This is a genomic window from Plantibacter sp. VKM Ac-2876 (genome assembly GCF_015350715.1).
Classification (GTDB): Bacteria; Actinomycetota; Actinomycetes; order Actinomycetales; family Microbacteriaceae; genus Plantibacter; species Plantibacter auratus.
On record NZ_JADKSI010000001.1, the window covers coordinates 322,866 to 337,685 of the forward strand.

Annotated in this window: 14 protein-coding genes; 13 read left to right on the plus strand and 1 reads right to left on the minus strand. The window is 70.4% G+C overall.

All coding sequences use genetic code 11. The features are described 5' to 3' along the window. Positions 1–32: 32 nt before the first annotated feature. From ITJ62_RS01480 to ITJ62_RS01540, 13 genes are all read left to right on the plus strand, one after another. Entirely contained in the window at positions 33–941 is a 909-nt protein-coding gene (locus ITJ62_RS01480; protein WP_194599401.1) for an ABC transporter ATP-binding protein, read from the plus strand. A 54-nt stretch (positions 942–995) separates the two neighbouring features. Then, positions 996–2,057, plus strand: a complete 1,062-nt coding sequence (locus tag ITJ62_RS01485) for an aliphatic sulfonate ABC transporter substrate-binding protein (RefSeq protein WP_194599402.1) — start codon at positions 996–998, stop codon at positions 2,055–2,057. 31 nt (positions 2,058–2,088) lie between these two features. After that, positions 2,089–2,928: an ABC transporter permease gene (locus tag ITJ62_RS01490; RefSeq protein WP_194599403.1), complete on the plus strand. Its 840-nt coding sequence runs from the start codon at positions 2,089–2,091 to the stop codon at positions 2,926–2,928. A 160-nt stretch (positions 2,929–3,088) separates the two neighbouring features. Next, positions 3,089–4,522, plus strand: coding sequence for a DUF6421 family protein (locus ITJ62_RS01495; protein WP_194599404.1), 1,434 nt, complete (start codon positions 3,089–3,091; stop codon positions 4,520–4,522). A gap of 134 nt (positions 4,523–4,656) precedes the next feature. After that, positions 4,657–6,060 carry a sensor histidine kinase gene (locus tag ITJ62_RS01500; RefSeq protein WP_191940433.1) on the plus strand — a complete coding sequence of 468 codons (1,404 nt, stop codon included), beginning with the start codon at positions 4,657–4,659 and terminating at the stop codon, positions 6,058–6,060. Next, the gene (locus ITJ62_RS01505) at positions 6,057–6,764 is read left to right on the plus strand and encodes a response regulator transcription factor (protein WP_192004472.1); all 708 of its coding nucleotides are present in this window, start codon (positions 6,057–6,059) and stop codon (positions 6,762–6,764) included. The genes ITJ62_RS01500 and ITJ62_RS01505 overlap by 4 nt, the downstream gene beginning before the upstream one ends. A gap of 63 nt (positions 6,765–6,827) precedes the next feature. Beyond that, complete coding sequence (locus ITJ62_RS01510; RefSeq protein WP_064295523.1) at positions 6,828–7,832, plus strand: aldo/keto reductase family protein; 1,005 nt, start codon at positions 6,828–6,830, stop codon at positions 7,830–7,832. A gap of 187 nt (positions 7,833–8,019) precedes the next feature. Next, positions 8,020–8,904 carry an ABC transporter ATP-binding protein gene (locus tag ITJ62_RS01515; protein ID WP_194599405.1) on the plus strand — a complete coding sequence of 295 codons (885 nt, stop codon included), beginning with the start codon at positions 8,020–8,022 and terminating at the stop codon, positions 8,902–8,904. After that, a complete protein-coding gene (locus ITJ62_RS01520; protein WP_370581783.1) occupies positions 8,901–10,052 on the plus strand; it encodes an ABC transporter permease in 1,152 nt (383 codons plus the stop codon). The genes ITJ62_RS01515 and ITJ62_RS01520 overlap by 4 nt, the downstream gene beginning before the upstream one ends. After that, on the plus strand, positions 10,049–10,486 hold the full coding sequence (locus ITJ62_RS01525) for a hypothetical protein (RefSeq protein WP_079704981.1): 438 nt from the start codon (positions 10,049–10,051) through the stop codon (positions 10,484–10,486). The genes ITJ62_RS01520 and ITJ62_RS01525 overlap by 4 nt, the downstream gene beginning before the upstream one ends. Before the next feature lie 161 nt (positions 10,487–10,647). Then, positions 10,648–11,757: a low specificity L-threonine aldolase gene (locus tag ITJ62_RS01530; protein WP_175116455.1), complete on the plus strand. Its 1,110-nt coding sequence runs from the start codon at positions 10,648–10,650 to the stop codon at positions 11,755–11,757. Between the two features lie 92 nt (positions 11,758–11,849). Further along, positions 11,850–13,295, plus strand: coding sequence for a threonine synthase (thrC, locus tag ITJ62_RS01535; RefSeq protein ID WP_194599406.1), 1,446 nt, complete (start codon positions 11,850–11,852; stop codon positions 13,293–13,295). A gap of 140 nt (positions 13,296–13,435) precedes the next feature. Next, on the plus strand, positions 13,436–13,780 hold the full coding sequence (locus tag ITJ62_RS01540) for a hypothetical protein (protein ID WP_194599407.1): 345 nt from the start codon (positions 13,436–13,438) through the stop codon (positions 13,778–13,780). Positions 13,781–13,854: 74 nt separating this feature from the next. Here the strand turns inward: ITJ62_RS01540 and ITJ62_RS01545 are convergent, their stop codons facing one another. Then, positions 13,855–14,796, minus strand: a complete 942-nt coding sequence (locus tag ITJ62_RS01545; RefSeq protein ID WP_194599408.1) for an NADP-dependent oxidoreductase — start codon at positions 14,794–14,796, stop codon at positions 13,855–13,857. Positions 14,797–14,820: the final 24 nt, after the last annotated feature.

Below are 14,820 nucleotides of genomic sequence, written 5' to 3' on the forward strand. Positions count from 1 at the left end.
GGCGGGCACCCCACCCCTGGAGCCCGAGACCCATGACGAACGCTGCCCCAAGCCCGCTCGCCGCGAGCTCGCCGGTCACCCGCGACGCCGTCCCCGTCGGCTCGGCGGATCGAGCCTCCACAGTCGCGTTCTCCGGGGTCGGCCGCACCTTCGCGAGCGGTGCCGGCAAACGCGCCGACGCCCCGCGGCCCGTGCTGCGCGACGTCACGATCACCGCCGAGGCCGGCGAGGTCGTGGCGATCCTCGGCACGAGCGGCTGCGGCAAGTCCACCCTGCTGCGGATCGCGGCCGGTCTCGACCACCCGACCGCCGGCTCCGTGCTCATCGACGGCACACCCGTCGCCGGCATCGACCCGCGCACGGCCTTCGGCTTCCAGGAGCCTCGACTCCTCCCCTGGCGCACCATCGCGGCGAACGTCGCACTCGGTCTGCCCAAGCGGACACCCGCAGCCGATGGACGTGCCCGCGTCGCCGAGCTGCTCGAACTCGTCGGGCTCGCGGACTTCGCCGAGCACCGCCCACGGGAGGTCTCCGGCGGCATGGCGCAACGCGCCTCACTCGCCAGGGCCCTCGCCCGCCGGCCGGGCGTCCTGCTCCTCGACGAGCCGTTCGGCGCCCTCGACGCCCTCACCCGGCTGAAGATGCAGGACCTGCTGCTCGCCATCCACCTCGCCGCGCCCACCACCATCCTGCTCGTGACGCACGACGTCGACGAGGCCCTCCAGCTCGCCGACCGGGTCATCCTCCTGGGTCGCGAGGAGGGACAGCCCGGTTCGACCATCGCACAGACCGTGACCGTCCCCGGCAACCGCCCGCGCGACCGCGGGTCGGCAGAGCTCGCCGAACTGCGCGGCCGCCTCCTCGACGGACTCGGCATCGACCGCCACGGTCTCGCCCGCGGCGACCAACGACTGCCGTCCATCCCGCACTTCCCGTACTGAGCCACCCACCACCTCCGCCGTCATCCCGCACCGATCCACAGCAAGGACCAACGCATGACCTCACGACGCCGCTTCACCACCTCCCGCGCCGGGCGTGCCGCCCTCGTCGCCGCGACCGCCGCCGCAGCGCTCCTCCTCAGCGGCTGCGTCGCGGGCGAGAACGCTCCCGCGGCCGGCGGCGACAGCACCGCCGGCACCACCGAGGGCGGCACGCTCAACATCGACTTCGCGACCTACAATCCGCTCTCCCTCATCATCAAGGACCAGGGCTGGCTCGAGGACGCACTCGACGACCAGGACATCACCGTCAACTGGGTCCAGTCGGCCGGCTCCAACAAGGCGAACGAGGCGCTGCGGGCCGACGCGATCGACGTCGGGTCCACCGCCGGGTCCGCCGCGCTCCTGAACCGGGCGAACGGATCGGCCATCCAGGCGATCGACGTCTTCTCACAGCCCGAGTGGTCGGCGATCGTCGTCGGCGAGGGCTCCACGATCACGGACGTCGCCGAGCTCAAGGGCAAGAAGGTCGCCGCGACGAAGGGCACCGACCCTTATTTCTTCCTCCTGCAGGCGCTGGAGGAGGCCGGCCTGTCCGCGTCCGACGTCACGATCGAGAACCTCCAGCACGCCGACGGCTGGGCGGCCCTGCAGAACGGCTCCGTCGACGCCTGGGCCGGTCTCGACCCGATCATGGCCGGCGCCGAGGAAGCGGGCGCGAAGCTCATCTACCGCAACGTCGACTTCAACAGCTACGGCATCCTGGCCGCGACCGAGTCCTTCATCGACGAGCGTCCGGACGTCGCGCAGACCGTCGTGAACGCCTACGAGCACGCTCGTGAGTGGGCTGCGTCGAACCCCGACGAGACGGCGCAGATCCTCGCGGACGCGGCGGGCCTCGACCTCGCCGTGGCGACGAAGGTGATCACGGAGCGCTCGAACCTCGACGTCGACCCGGCCCCGGGCAAGGCGCAGGAGCAGGTCCTGTCGATCATCGGCCCGATCTTCGTGGAGTCCGGCGACGTGTCGTCGCAGGACAAGGTCGACGACGCCCTGGCCGACCTCTTCAACCCGAGCTTCGTGGACGACGCGGACCCGTCCGCCATCGGTACGAAGTAGTCCGGCCCCTGAACCGTCCCGAGAGGAACCCATGACCGAGTTCGCCGGTCTCGGCACCACCGCAGCCGCGGGTGCCCAGGCGACCCAGTCCGGCCGCGACGCGCGCGCCGTCCTCGGGTCCCGCAGGATCGTCGTCGTCCTCGGCGGCTTCCTCGTCCCCGTCGTCGTCCTCGGGGCCTGGCAGCTCGTCACCGCGTTCGGCCTCGTCCCCGCCTCGCAACTCCCGGCACCGGCCGAGGTCTGGGCGGCCGGCGTGGATCTCGCGCAACGCGGCTGGCTGCAGCAGGACGTCGCCATCTCGGTACAGCGGGTCCTCATCGGCTTCCTCATCGGTGCTGTCCTCGGCCTCGTCCTCGGCGCGGTCGTGGGGCTCTCGCGCCTCGGCGACATCCTGCTGTCGACGACCTTCGCGGCGATCCGCGCCGTCCCGTCGCTCGCGTGGGTACCGCTGCTCATCCTCTGGCTGAAGATCGGTGAGGAGTCGAAGATCACGCTCATCGCGATCGGCGCGTTCTTCCCGGTGTACACGACGGTCTCCGCCGCGCTCCGCCACGTCGACAAGCACCTGGTCGAGGCCGGCCGCGCGTTCGGGCTGAACGGTGTCGCGCTGTTCCGGACGGTGCAGCTGCCCGCCGTGACGCCCTCGGTCGTCTCCGGCCTCCGGCTCGCGCTCGCGCAGTCGTGGCTGTTCCTCGTGGCGGCGGAGCTCATCGCCTCGTCCATGGGACTCGGATTCCGCCTGGTGGACTCGCAGAACAACGGCCGGGTCGACCGCATCTTCTTCGTCATCATCGTGCTCGCGCTGCTCGGCGCGATCACCGATGCGCTCGTCGGGGTCCTCGACCGCTGGATCAAGCGCCGCTGGAGCTAGCAGCCTGCCGCGGCCGGCCGTGCAGTTCCCCAGCGCGAACGGCCGAATGTTGCAGCGAAGTCGCTCCTGACGCAAGAAATCCGCACCCCCTCCGCCCCTACGCTCGAAGGAATCGTCACCCACCCCGGGCGACGCCTGCGCACGCGGAAGGAGGTTCACCATGTCGAACGTCGCCACCACCCACACGAAGAGCATCGTCGGAGAGCCGGAGGTCGTCGAAGACGCCGCCGCGCTCGTCGGGCAGCCGGCCTGGACGGACCTCAAGGCCGCCGCGACCGCGCTGCAGGCCGTCCAGGTGAAGGACGGCTCGATCCCCGAGTCGAGCGACCACGAGTCGGCGGCAGGGCACGTCGCCACGATCGTCGCGAGCGTCCGCACCCTGGCTCCGAACTTCCCGCACGACGCCGAGTACCTCGACGCCCTCGTCGCCGACTTCGACCGCTGGGAGCGCGACGGCTTCGGCGTCCCGGACTTCCTCGACTCGCTCGTCGCGTTCCACCCCGAGCGGCACCGCGTGGACGGTCTGGGCCACCTCGTCGTGTTCCCGATGGTCACGCAGAACGGTTCGACCGACCGCCACATCGAGGCCGTGCTCGTCGAGGTCATCTGGCCCGAGTTCATCGCCGCGCTCGAGGCCGGCGACTACACGAACGCACTCTTCGTGCCGATCCGCTTCCTCGACTTCACGCCGGGGTACGACACGAACTCCGCGGTCCTCTTCCCCGAGACGGTCGCGATGCGCGCGATCCCGGCGTTCACCTGGGGCGCGATCTTCCAGGACCGCGAGGCGGCCCGGTACCGTCGGGTCGTCCGAGCGGCGGCCGAGATCACCAAGCTGGAGCTCCCGGCCGACGCCGCGTCCCTCCTGGACGACCAGCAGCTGGCCGAGGAGACCTTCGTGATGTGGGACCTCATCCACGACCGCACGCACATGCGCGGTGACCTCCCGTTCGACCCGTTCATGATCAAGCAGCGGATGCCGTTCTTCCTGTACTCCCTCGAGGAGCTGCGCTGCGACCTCACGGCGTTCCGCGAGTCGGTCCGGCTGGAGCGCACGCTGACGGCCCGCGCGGAGACCGAGACGCTCGACGAGGCGGACGTGGCGATCCTCGAGCACGCGAAGCTCGTCCAGTACGCGATCATCTTCGACCGCATCTTCCGGTTCGCCATCACCGGCTCACGCGTCCGGAACTACGACGGCGTCGGCGGCCAGCTGCTGTTCGCGTGGATGCACCAGCACGGCGTGCTGCACTGGACCGACACCAGGCTCACGATCGACTGGGACGAGGTCCCCGACGTGGTCGTGCGGCTCGGCGAGAGCATCGACGAGCTGTACTGGCGATCGATCGACCGTCCGAAGACCGCGCACTGGCTCGCCGCGTACGAGCTCGTCCGGACGACGCTGACGCCGCACCCCGCGTCGCAGTGGGCGCGTGGGCTGTCCGACGAGATCCTCAGCGGACCGCCGCGCGGGCTCACCGACGCGGTCCTCGACGACGAGTTCCCCCTGTCGATGTTCTATGAGGCGCTCGGCAAGAAGATGACGGACGTCATCACGTCGACCGCCGGGATCACGGGACGATCCGCGGCCTGACCCGACCGTGCCGCGGAGGAGCCCGGAGCAGCACTCTCCTGAGTGCCGCTCCGGGCTCTTGTTCGAGCACCGTACCGCCGCGCTCCGTCGCTCGACGGATGTCCCCGGCGGGGCGTCGCGCTAGCGTGGACGGCATGAGCGAGCCCGCCGTCGACCAGCAGGAGGAACGCCCGGTCGACCCCTACGACGCCGAGTGGCGGCGTCCGGCCGCGACGCCGTCGGAACAGCGGTCCGACATCATCCTCGCCATCGCCCTCGGCGTCGGCACCCTCCTCAGCCTGACGCTGTACACGATCGCCGGGTTCTACCCCGAGCCCGCACCGATGTGGGCGTCCGTCCTCTGGGCGATCGGCATCACCGCGCCGCTCGCGTTCCGTCGCCGCTTCCCGTGCTCCGTCTCGATCGTCGTCGCCGTCATGTTCATCGTGGGCGGCACGGTGCTCGTACCCGAGGTCCTCTTCACGAACATCGCGCTGTTCCTCGCGATCTACACGGTCGGGGCATGGGTTCCGAACCGACGTCGCGCCGCGCTCGTCCGCGTGCTCATCATCGTCGCCATGTTCGTCTGGCTGCTCGTCTCCATGTTCATCCAGGCGACCGACCCCGACGCGCTGCCCAGCCTCTCCCGGGTGGGGCTCTTCTCGCCCCTCGTGGCGTTCATCCTCATCCAGATCCTGACGAACATCCTCTACTTCGGAGCCGCGTACTTCTTCGGCGAGCGCGTGTACCAGTCCTCCCGGGAGCGGGCGGCGCTCGAGCAGCGCACGGCCGAGCTCGAGGCGGAGCGCGCCCGGTCCGCCCGCCAGGCGGTCGCCCTCGAGCGGGTGCGGATCGCGCGCGAGCTGCACGACGTCGTCGCCCACCACGTCTCGGTCATGGGGGTCCAGGCCGGCGCCGCGCGCACCGTGCTCGATGCCGACCCGGCCGCCGCGCGGGATGCGCTCACGAACGTCGAGCTCGGCGCACGGAGCGCGATCGACGAGCTGCGCAAGATGCTCGGCACCCTCCGCGCGCACGGCGAACCGACCGACGAGGAGAGCAGCCCGTCGACCGTCGGCGTCGGCCAGCTGGGCCGGCTCGCCGACGAGTCGACGGCGAACGGGCTGCCGACGAGGTTCGAACTCGTGGGCACACCGGTCCCGATCCCGGCCGTCGTGTCGTTCAACCTGTACCGGATCGCGCAGGAGGCGCTCACGAACGCCCGCAAGTACGGCGGTACCACGGCGACGGCCGAACTCAGGCTCCGCTATCTGGACGACGCGGTCGAGCTCGAGGTCACGAACACGGGGACCGTCCCGACGGTGGCCCGGCGCGGTGGGCTCGGACTCATCGGGATGCGGGAGCGCGTGGCGTCGTCCGGTGGCGTCCTCGAGGTCGGGGCACGAGCCCGCGGCGGCTTCCTCGTCCGGGCCGCCATCCCGCTCGGCCGGCCGGGCGACCAGGCGATGGAGCCCGTCGCCGCGTCCATCGCCGACGCCCGCCTCGCCTCCGCCGCCGCAGGACGACCCCAGACCACCACCACGAAGGACCAGGCATGACCGAGCAGCCCACCCGCATCCTCCTCGTCGACGACCAGGAGCTGCTGCGTGCCGGCTTCCGCATCATCCTGGGCTCGCAGCCCGGGATCGAGATCGTCGGTGAGGCGTCGGACGGCGCCGAGGCCGTCGCGCTCGCGACGACGCTCGCGCCGGACGTGATCTGCATGGACGTCCAGATGCCGGGCATGGACGGCCTCGAGGCCACCCGTCGGATCGTCGCGGATCCGGACACCAACGCCGCGGTCCTCATCCTCACCACCTTCGACCGCGACGACTACCTGGCCGAGGCGCTCCGTGCCGGCGCGAGCGGGTTCCTCCTGAAGAACTCCTCGCCGGAGGAACTCGTCGCAGCGGTCTCGGTGATCGCGGGCGGGGAGGCCCTCCTCTCGCCGGCGGTCACCCGCCGGGTCATCGAGGGGTTCACCCGGCAGAGCCCCGTCGTCGAGGACGCCGCGCAGGACCCCGCCGTCCCGGCCGGGCCGACGACCGGCGCCGACTATGAGCAGCTGACGGAGCGCGAGCGCGAGGTCCTGCAGCTGGTCGCCCAGGGCCTGTCCAACCAGGAGATCGCGACCACGCTCTTCGTCGGCGAGGCGACCGTGAAGTCGCACGTCTCGAAGGTGCTGCAGAAGCTCGCCCTCCGCGATCGCATCCAGGCGGTCATCTACACCTACGAGCACGGGCTGGCGTCGCCGCGCAGCTGAGGGTTCGCTCCGTCTCCGCGCAACCCCGTCGGTCGGTCGGATGCGAGGAGTAGCGTGACGACCATGGAATTTCGATACCTCGGCAACAGCGGACTCAAGATCTCAGAGATCATCTTCGGCAACTGGCTGACCCACGCCTCGCAGGTGGAGAACGACGTCGCCACGGCGAGCGTTCGCGCCGCCCTCGACGCCGGCATCACCACCTTCGACACGGCCGACGCCTACGCGAACACGGCGGCTGAACAGGTGCTCGGCGACGCCCTCAAGGACGAACGACGCGCGAGCCTGGAGATCTTCACGAAGGTCTACTGGCCCACCGGCCCGAAGGGGCACAACGACGTCGGGCTGTCGCGCAAGCACATCATGGAGTCGATCGACGGTTCGCTCACGCGTCTCGGCACCGACTACGTCGACCTGTACCAGGCCCACCGCTACGACAGCGAGACGCCCCTCGAGGAGACGATGCAGGCCTTCGCCGACGTCGTCCGGGCGGGCAAGGCGCTCTACATCGGCGTGAGCGAGTGGAACGCCGAGCAGCTGCGCGCCGGCCACGCCCTGTCCAAGGAGCTGGGCTTCCAGCTCATCTCGAACCAGCCGCAGTACTCGATGCTGTGGCGGGTCATCGAGGAGGAGGTCGTCCCGACCTCGCGCGAACTCGGCATCTCCCAGATCGTCTGGTCGCCGGTGGCGCAGGGCGTCCTCAGCGGCAAGTACCTCCCGGGTGCAGAGCTCCCGCAGGGTAGCCGGGCCACCGACGAGAAGGGCGGCGCAGACACCATCAAGCGCTTCCTCGACGACGAGGTGCTCACGGCCGTCCAGCAGCTGAAGCCCATCGCCGACGAACTCGATCTCACCATGGCGCAGCTGGCGCTCGCCTGGGTGCTGCACAACGACAACATCGCCGGTGCGATCGTCGGGGCCTCGCGTCCCGAGCAGGTCACCGCGAACGCCGCCGCGGCCGGTGTGAAGCTCGACGACGCGGTCATCGCCCGCATCGACGAGGCCATCGGCTCCGTCGCCGAGACCGACCCCTCGAAGACGGTCTCCCCGGAGTCCCGCCCCGCCTGATCCAGCGCTCTGCTGGTCCACGACGCCCGGTATCCCCCACTCGACGGAGAAGGGGACCGGGCGTCGTCGCGTCAACCCGTCCTACGGCGGATGCCGGTGGCACACCACGCCGCGTAGCGTGATCGCCATACCGGGAGAACCGGACGCAGGACACTCGGTCCAGCACGCAGATCACAGGAGGCGGCCGATGCTCGAACTCAGCCACATCGACAAGTCGTACGGCGAGCGGAAGGTGCTCGACGATGTCAGCTTCCAGGTCGCCCCCGGCCGCATGACCGGGTTCGTCGGCGGGAACGGCGCCGGCAAGACGACGACGATGCGCATCCTGCTCGGTGTCCTCGCCGCGAACGCCGGAACCGTCACCCTCGACGGCACCCCGCTCACCCCGGAGGACCGCCGCCGGTTCGGCTACATGCCGGAGGAGCGCGGCCTCTACCCGAAGATGCGGGTCGAGGAACAACTCGTCTACCTGGCCCGCCTCCACGGGTTCACGACCCACGCCGCCAAGCGCAACGCCGGCGAACTGCTCGAGCGCCTCGGCCTCGGCGAGCGCCGGAACGACGCCCTCGAGAGCCTGTCGCTCGGCAACCAGCAGCGGGCGCAGATCGCCGCGGCGCTCGTCCACGACCCCGACGTCCTCGTCCTCGACGAGCCGTTCTCCGGCCTCGACCCGATGGCGGTCGACGTGGTCGTCGGGGTGCTCAGCGAGTTCGCCGCAGACGGCTCCCCCGTCCTGTTCTCGAGCCACCAGCTCGACATCGTGGAGCGCCTCTGCGACGACCTCGTGATCATCGCCGGTGGCAGGATCCGCGCCTCCGGCTCGCGCGAGTCCCTCCGCGAAGCCCACACCGGCAACCGCTACGAGCTGCTCACCGCGGCCGACACCGGCTGGCTGCGCGAGCGTCCGGGCATCTCCGTCGTCGACTTCGACGGCGGCTACGCCCTCTTCGACGCCGACCACGCCCAGGCGGCGCAGGCCGTTCTCCGTGAGGCGCTGACCCAGGGCGACGTCACGAGCTTCGCCCCCCTCCGACCCACCCTCGCCCAGATCTTCAAGGAGGTCATCCAGTGACCACGGCAACCGAGTCCCCGATCCAGCCCGCCGGTCGTCGTCGCTCCGGCCCGGCCTCCCCCAGCCTCGTGCAGAGCATCGGTCTCGTCGCCGAGCGCGAGGTCAAGATGCGTCTGCGGAGCAAGACGTTCCTCATCTCGACGGGCATCCTGCTCCTCGTGATCCTCGCCGGCATCGTCGTCGGTGGGTTCCTCGCGAAGAACACCGCCTCGGAGACCACGAAGGTCGCGGTCGTGGGCGACGCGGGTGCGGGACTCGTCGACGGCAAGACCTTCGACGTGACGGAGGCGGCCGACGTCGCCGCAGCTGAGGCCCTGGTGAAGTCGGGTGACGTCGAGGCGGCGATCGCACCGGCCACCGACGACAACCCCACCGGCGTCCAGGTCATCTTCGACTCCGAGGCCTCCAGCACGCTCATCATGCAACTGAGCGCGCAGCCGCAGGTCACCATCCTCGATCCCGACGCGGACGGCTCCGCGGGCTTCCTGCTCTACATCGTGTCGCTCGGGTTCGGTCTCGTGTTCTTCGTCTCCGCCACCACCTTCGGGGCGTCGATCGCGCAGAGCGTCGTCGAGGAGAAGCAGACCCGCGTCGTCGAGATCCTCATGTCCGCCATCCCGGTGAAGGCGCTCCTCGCGGGCAAGGTGCTCGGCAACAGCATCCTGGCGTTCGGGCAGATCCTGGCGATCGCGGCGCTGTCGGTGATCGGGCTGACGGTGACGGGCCAGACGGAGCTGCTCGCCGGCCTCGGGACCCCGGTCGTCTGGTTCGTGGTGTTTTTCGTGCTCGGCTTCATCCTGCTGGCGGCACTGTTCGCCGCTGCTGGATCGCTGGTCTCACGTCAAGAGGACATCGGTTCGACGACGACCCCGATTACGATGCTGATCATGATCCCGTACTTCGCCGTCATCTTCTTCAACGACAACCCGGTGGTGATGACGATCATGTCCTACGTGCCGTTCTCGGCAGCCGTGGGCATGCCCGTCCGTCTCTTCGTCGGCTCGGCGCAGTGGTGGGAGCCGATCCTGTCCCTGCTGATCCTCGCGGTCACCGCGGCGCTCGTCATCCTCGTCGGCTCGCGGATCTACGAGAACTCGCTGCTGAAGATGGGTGGTCGGGTCAAACTCTCGGAAGCGCTCAAGGCATGAGCGGGCTCGGCGGGATCGACGAGGTCTTCAACCCGGGTGCCTTCGAGGCCAAGCAGTTCCTCGACGCCGAGCAGCGCCTCCCCGCGCCGGCCCCGCTCGCGGGCGATCCGGCCGGCGACATCTACGGCGACGAGCCCATCGTGCTCGACCTCGTGGACGAGGACGAGGAGGACCAGGACGCCCGGCTGACGCCCGAGCAGGCCGCCGCGCTGGCGGCCGAACAGCCGGCTCAGCCCTCCGCCGAGGACGAGCAGCAGGCCGCAGTCGCCTCCTCGATCGCCGTGCACGCGCTCGCCTACGAGCACGCGCTCGCACAGGAGACCCCGGACGCGGAACCGGAGCCCGGTGCACACGCCGACGTCGACGCCGCGATCGACGCCGTGCCCGAGGAGGTCGTCCCCTCCTCCGACGGCCCGCGTCACGCCGCCGACTGACCTCGTCTCTCGGTTCACGATTCAGGAGCGCCTCGGCGCGTCCCCGCCGACACGCAAGGTGCGGGGGCGCCACGCCCGGGCGCTCCTGAATTGTGAACATGCTCGACGGCGACCCGAGCACGCAGGAAGTCGGCCCGTGATGCACGGAAGCTGCGTGTGGCATGCGCGAGGATGGATCAGTGACCGACTCTCTGCATGACACCAGCATCCGTGGCTTCGCCTCCGACAACTACTCCGGCGTCCACCCCGAGATCCTCGACGCTCTCGCGGCGGCCAACGGCGGCCACCAGATCGCCTACGGCGAGGACGACTACACCCGTCGGCTGCACGAGGTCTTCGCCGATCACTTCGGCCGCGACGTCGCCGTGTTCCCCGTCTTCAACGGCACCGGAGCGAACGTCGTCGGTCTGCAGTCCATGCTCCCGCGCTGGGGCGCCGTCATCTCGGCGTCGACCGCGCACATCAATTCCGACGAGGGTGGCGCGCCGGAGCGGGTCGGTGGCATCAAGCTCCTGACGGTCGACGCCCCCGACGGGAAGCTCACGCCCGACCTCATCGACCGCGAGGCGTGGGGCTGGGGCGACGAGCACCGTGCACAGCCGCTCGTCGTCTCGATCACGCAGACCACCGAACTCGGCACCCTGTACACGCCCGAGGAGATCCGCGCGATCGCCGACCACGCGCACGGCCACGGCATGAAGCTGCACCTCGACGGCGCCCGCATCGCCAACGCCGCCGCAGCCCTCGGCGTCCCACTGCGCGCGTTCACCGCCGATGCCGGCGTCGACGTGCTGTCCTTCGGTGGGACGAAGAACGGACTCATGTTCGGCGAGGCCATCGTCGTCCTCGAACCGTCGGCGTCGGAGGGCCTCGTCTACCTGCGGAAGCTCAACATGCAGCTGGCGTCCAAGATGCGCTTCGGTGCGGCGCAGCTCATCGCCCTGCTCGAGCCGGCGGCCGACGGTGGCGACGGGCTCTGGCTCCGCTCCGCGACCCACGCGAACGCGATGGCCGCGCGCCTCCGCACCTCCCTCGAGGCCCTCATCGCCGCCGGGGAGGCACCGGGACTCGGCTTCAGCCAGCCGACCCAGGCCAACGCGGTGTTCGCGACCCTGCCAGCGGGCGTCCCAGACCGCTTGCGCGAACGCTTCCGCTTCTACGACTGGGACGCGGCGAAGGGCGAGGTGCGCTGGATGTGCTCGTTCGACACCACGGAGGACGACATCGACGCGTTCGTCGCCGCGATCCGCGAGGAACTCGCCCGCGCGTAGCGGCCGGTCACGATGACGGCAGGCCTCTGCGCGTCGACCCCCGATATGGCAAGGTTGGAGATCGGGCTTCCAACCGGATGAGAGAGACGGTCATGCACTATCAGTCGACGCGGGGCCACGATCTGCCCCAGCACTTCTCGGACATCCTCCTCGGCGGGCTCGCCCCGGACGGCGGCCTGTACCTCCCGGCCGAGTACCCGCAGCTGACCGCTGACGAGCTCGAGTCGTGGCGCGAGCTGTCCTATGCCGACCTCGCGTTCGCCGTGCTGTCGAAGTTCGCCGACGACATCCCCGCAGCCGACCTCCAGGACATCACCCGTCGCACCTACACCGCCGAGGTGTACTCGAACGGCCGCGCCGGCGACGATGCCTCACTCATCACCCCGCTGCGCACCCTCGGCGAGGAGGGCGGCACCGAGCTGCAGCTCCTCGGCCTCTCGAACGGCCCGACGCTCGCCTTCAAGGACATGGCGATGCAGTTGCTCGGCAACCTCTTCGAGTACACACTCGCGAAGAGCGGCGACGAGCTCAACATCCTCGGCGCGACGTCCGGCGACACCGGGAGCGCGGCCGAGCACGCCATGCGCGGCAAGACCGGCATCCGGGTCGTCATGCTGAGCCCGCACGGCCGCATGAGCAGCTTCCAGCGCGCGCAGATGTTCAGCCTCCAGGACGACAACATCGTGAACCTCGCCGTCGAGGGCAACTTCGACGACTGCCAGGACATCGTGAAGGCCGTCTCGAAGGACGCCCCGTTCAAGGCGCTCCACGCCGTCGGTACGGTCAACTCGATCAACTGGGCCCGCGTCGTCGCGCAGGTCGTGTACTACGTGCACGGCTGGCTGCTCGCGACCGACGGTCCGGGCCAGAAGGTGTCGTTCTCGGTGCCGTCAGGCAACTTCGGCAACGTCTGCGCCGGGCACATCGCCCGCTCCATGGGGCTCCCGATCGACCAGCTCGTCGTTGCGACGAACGAGAACGACGTCCTCGACGAGTTCTTCCGCACGGGCGTGTACCGCCCGCGCTCGGCGGCCGAGACGCACCACACCTCCAGCCCGAGCATGGACATCTCGAAGGCGTCGAATTTCGAGCGCTTCCTCTACGACCTCGTCGGCCAGGACGCGACCCGCCTCGGTGAGCTGTTCCGGTCCCTCGACGAGGAGGGCGGGTTCGACCTCTCCGGGACGCCCGAGTTCGAGCGGATCAGCGAGTTCGGCTTCGTCTCCGGTCGCAGCACGCACGCCGACCGCGTCGCCACCATCCGCGACGTCCACGAGCGCTACGGCGTCACGATCGACCCGCACACCGCCGACGGCGTCACGGTCGCCCGTCGCCACCTGCGCGAGGGCGTCCCGATGCTCGTGCTCGAGACCGCGCTTCCGGCGAAGTTCGCCGAGATCGTCCGCGAGGCGCTCGGCGAGGAGCCGGAGCGTCCCGAGGCGTTCGAGGGCATCGAGGGGCTCGAGCAGCGCTTCGAGATCGTGCCGGCCGACGTCGACCGCATCAAGGCGATCATCGCGCAGCACACCGGCCGCTGACCCTCCCCGGTCCCTGAGCCCGTCGACGGGCACGCGCTGTCGACACCGCGTCGGGTCCGGCGGGGAGCACGGAGGATAGGCGTCCGGCGTCCCTGAGCCAAGCCCCAGCGACGTCTCGGCGTCCGGCCTACGCTGCCGTCATGAGCAATCCCATGGATCCAGCAGCAGCAGACGCCCAACGCGACGCCCTCGCCCACGGCGGCCCGGGTGCCCAGGCACACGTGCCCGGCGAGGACCAGACCGACAGCTCGGTCGGCGGTGTCGTGCCCGACGGCGGTGCGGTCGACCGCTCGGCCGACGACGCGGCCCCCGGTGACGGCGGCCTGAGCAACGCCGGCGACGGCGTCGGTGGTGACGACGTCGTCGGCGATGCGGGTCTGGACGACGATGCGGACACCGAGGACGCCGTCGAGGACCTCGACGACCAGGACGACCTCGCCGACCGCGCTCCCGTCGGTGACAGCTTCGGCGAGGGCCCGGAGTAGCGCTCCGGTCCCTGAACCTGTCGAAGGGCGCTCCCGCTCACGTCACTCCGGTCCCCGAGCCTGTCGAAGGGCACTCAGGGGACGAGGATGAGCTTCCCGCTCGGGTGGCCCGACTCGCTCTCGCGGTGCGCATCGGCGGCCTCGGCGAGGGGCCGGACCGTCCCGAGCTCGAAGCTGAAGCGTCCCTGTTCGACGAGGGACGCGACCGCCGGAATCGCCTCCGCCCGCCAGGCCTGCTCCTGCGCCGTGAGCGGGAGCGGGTTGCCGCCGGACCATGCCTGGATCCCAAGGTCGGCGGCCTTCGCACCGACGACGATCGTGCCGATGTGCTGCCGGTCCTCGACCAGCTCGAACGAGGCCTCGAGCGCCTCGTCGGTGCCGACGGCGTCGAGCACGCGGTCGACACCCTGCGGGACCGCCTGCTGCACGCGCTCGACGAGCCCGGGACCGTAGGCGACGGGGATCGCCCCGAGCTCCCGCAGCCGTGCGTGGTTCCCCTCGCTCGCGGTGGCGACGACGGTCGCTCCCCACGCCACGGCGAACTGCACGGCGGCGTGCCCCACCGAGCCCGATCCGCCGTGGATCAGGAGGGTCGTCCCCTCGGTCACGCCGAGCGACCGGAGCGCCTGGTAGGCAGTGCTCACGGGGATGCCGATCGCCGCCGCCGCCTCGAAGGAGATGGCCACCGGTTTGCGGATGATCTGGTCGGGCGTGACGACGACATGGGTCGCGTACGTCCCGGAGGCGTTGACGACGACGACCTCGTCGCCGATCGACCAGCCCTCGACCCCGTCGCCGACCTCGGCGACGACGCCGGCGCCGTCACTCCCGACGCGTCGGGTGCCCTGCAGCTCGCCGCCGCGGACACCGCTGCGGAGCTTCCAGTCGATCGGGTTCACGCCCGCGGCGCGCACCTCGACGACGAGTTCGCCGGGGCCCGCCTGAGGCGTCGGCACCTCGACGAGCTCGAGGACGTCGGCCGAGCCGAGCTCCTGGTACTGGATGACGGTCGCCATGTCGTTCCCTTCCCGAGATGCGCC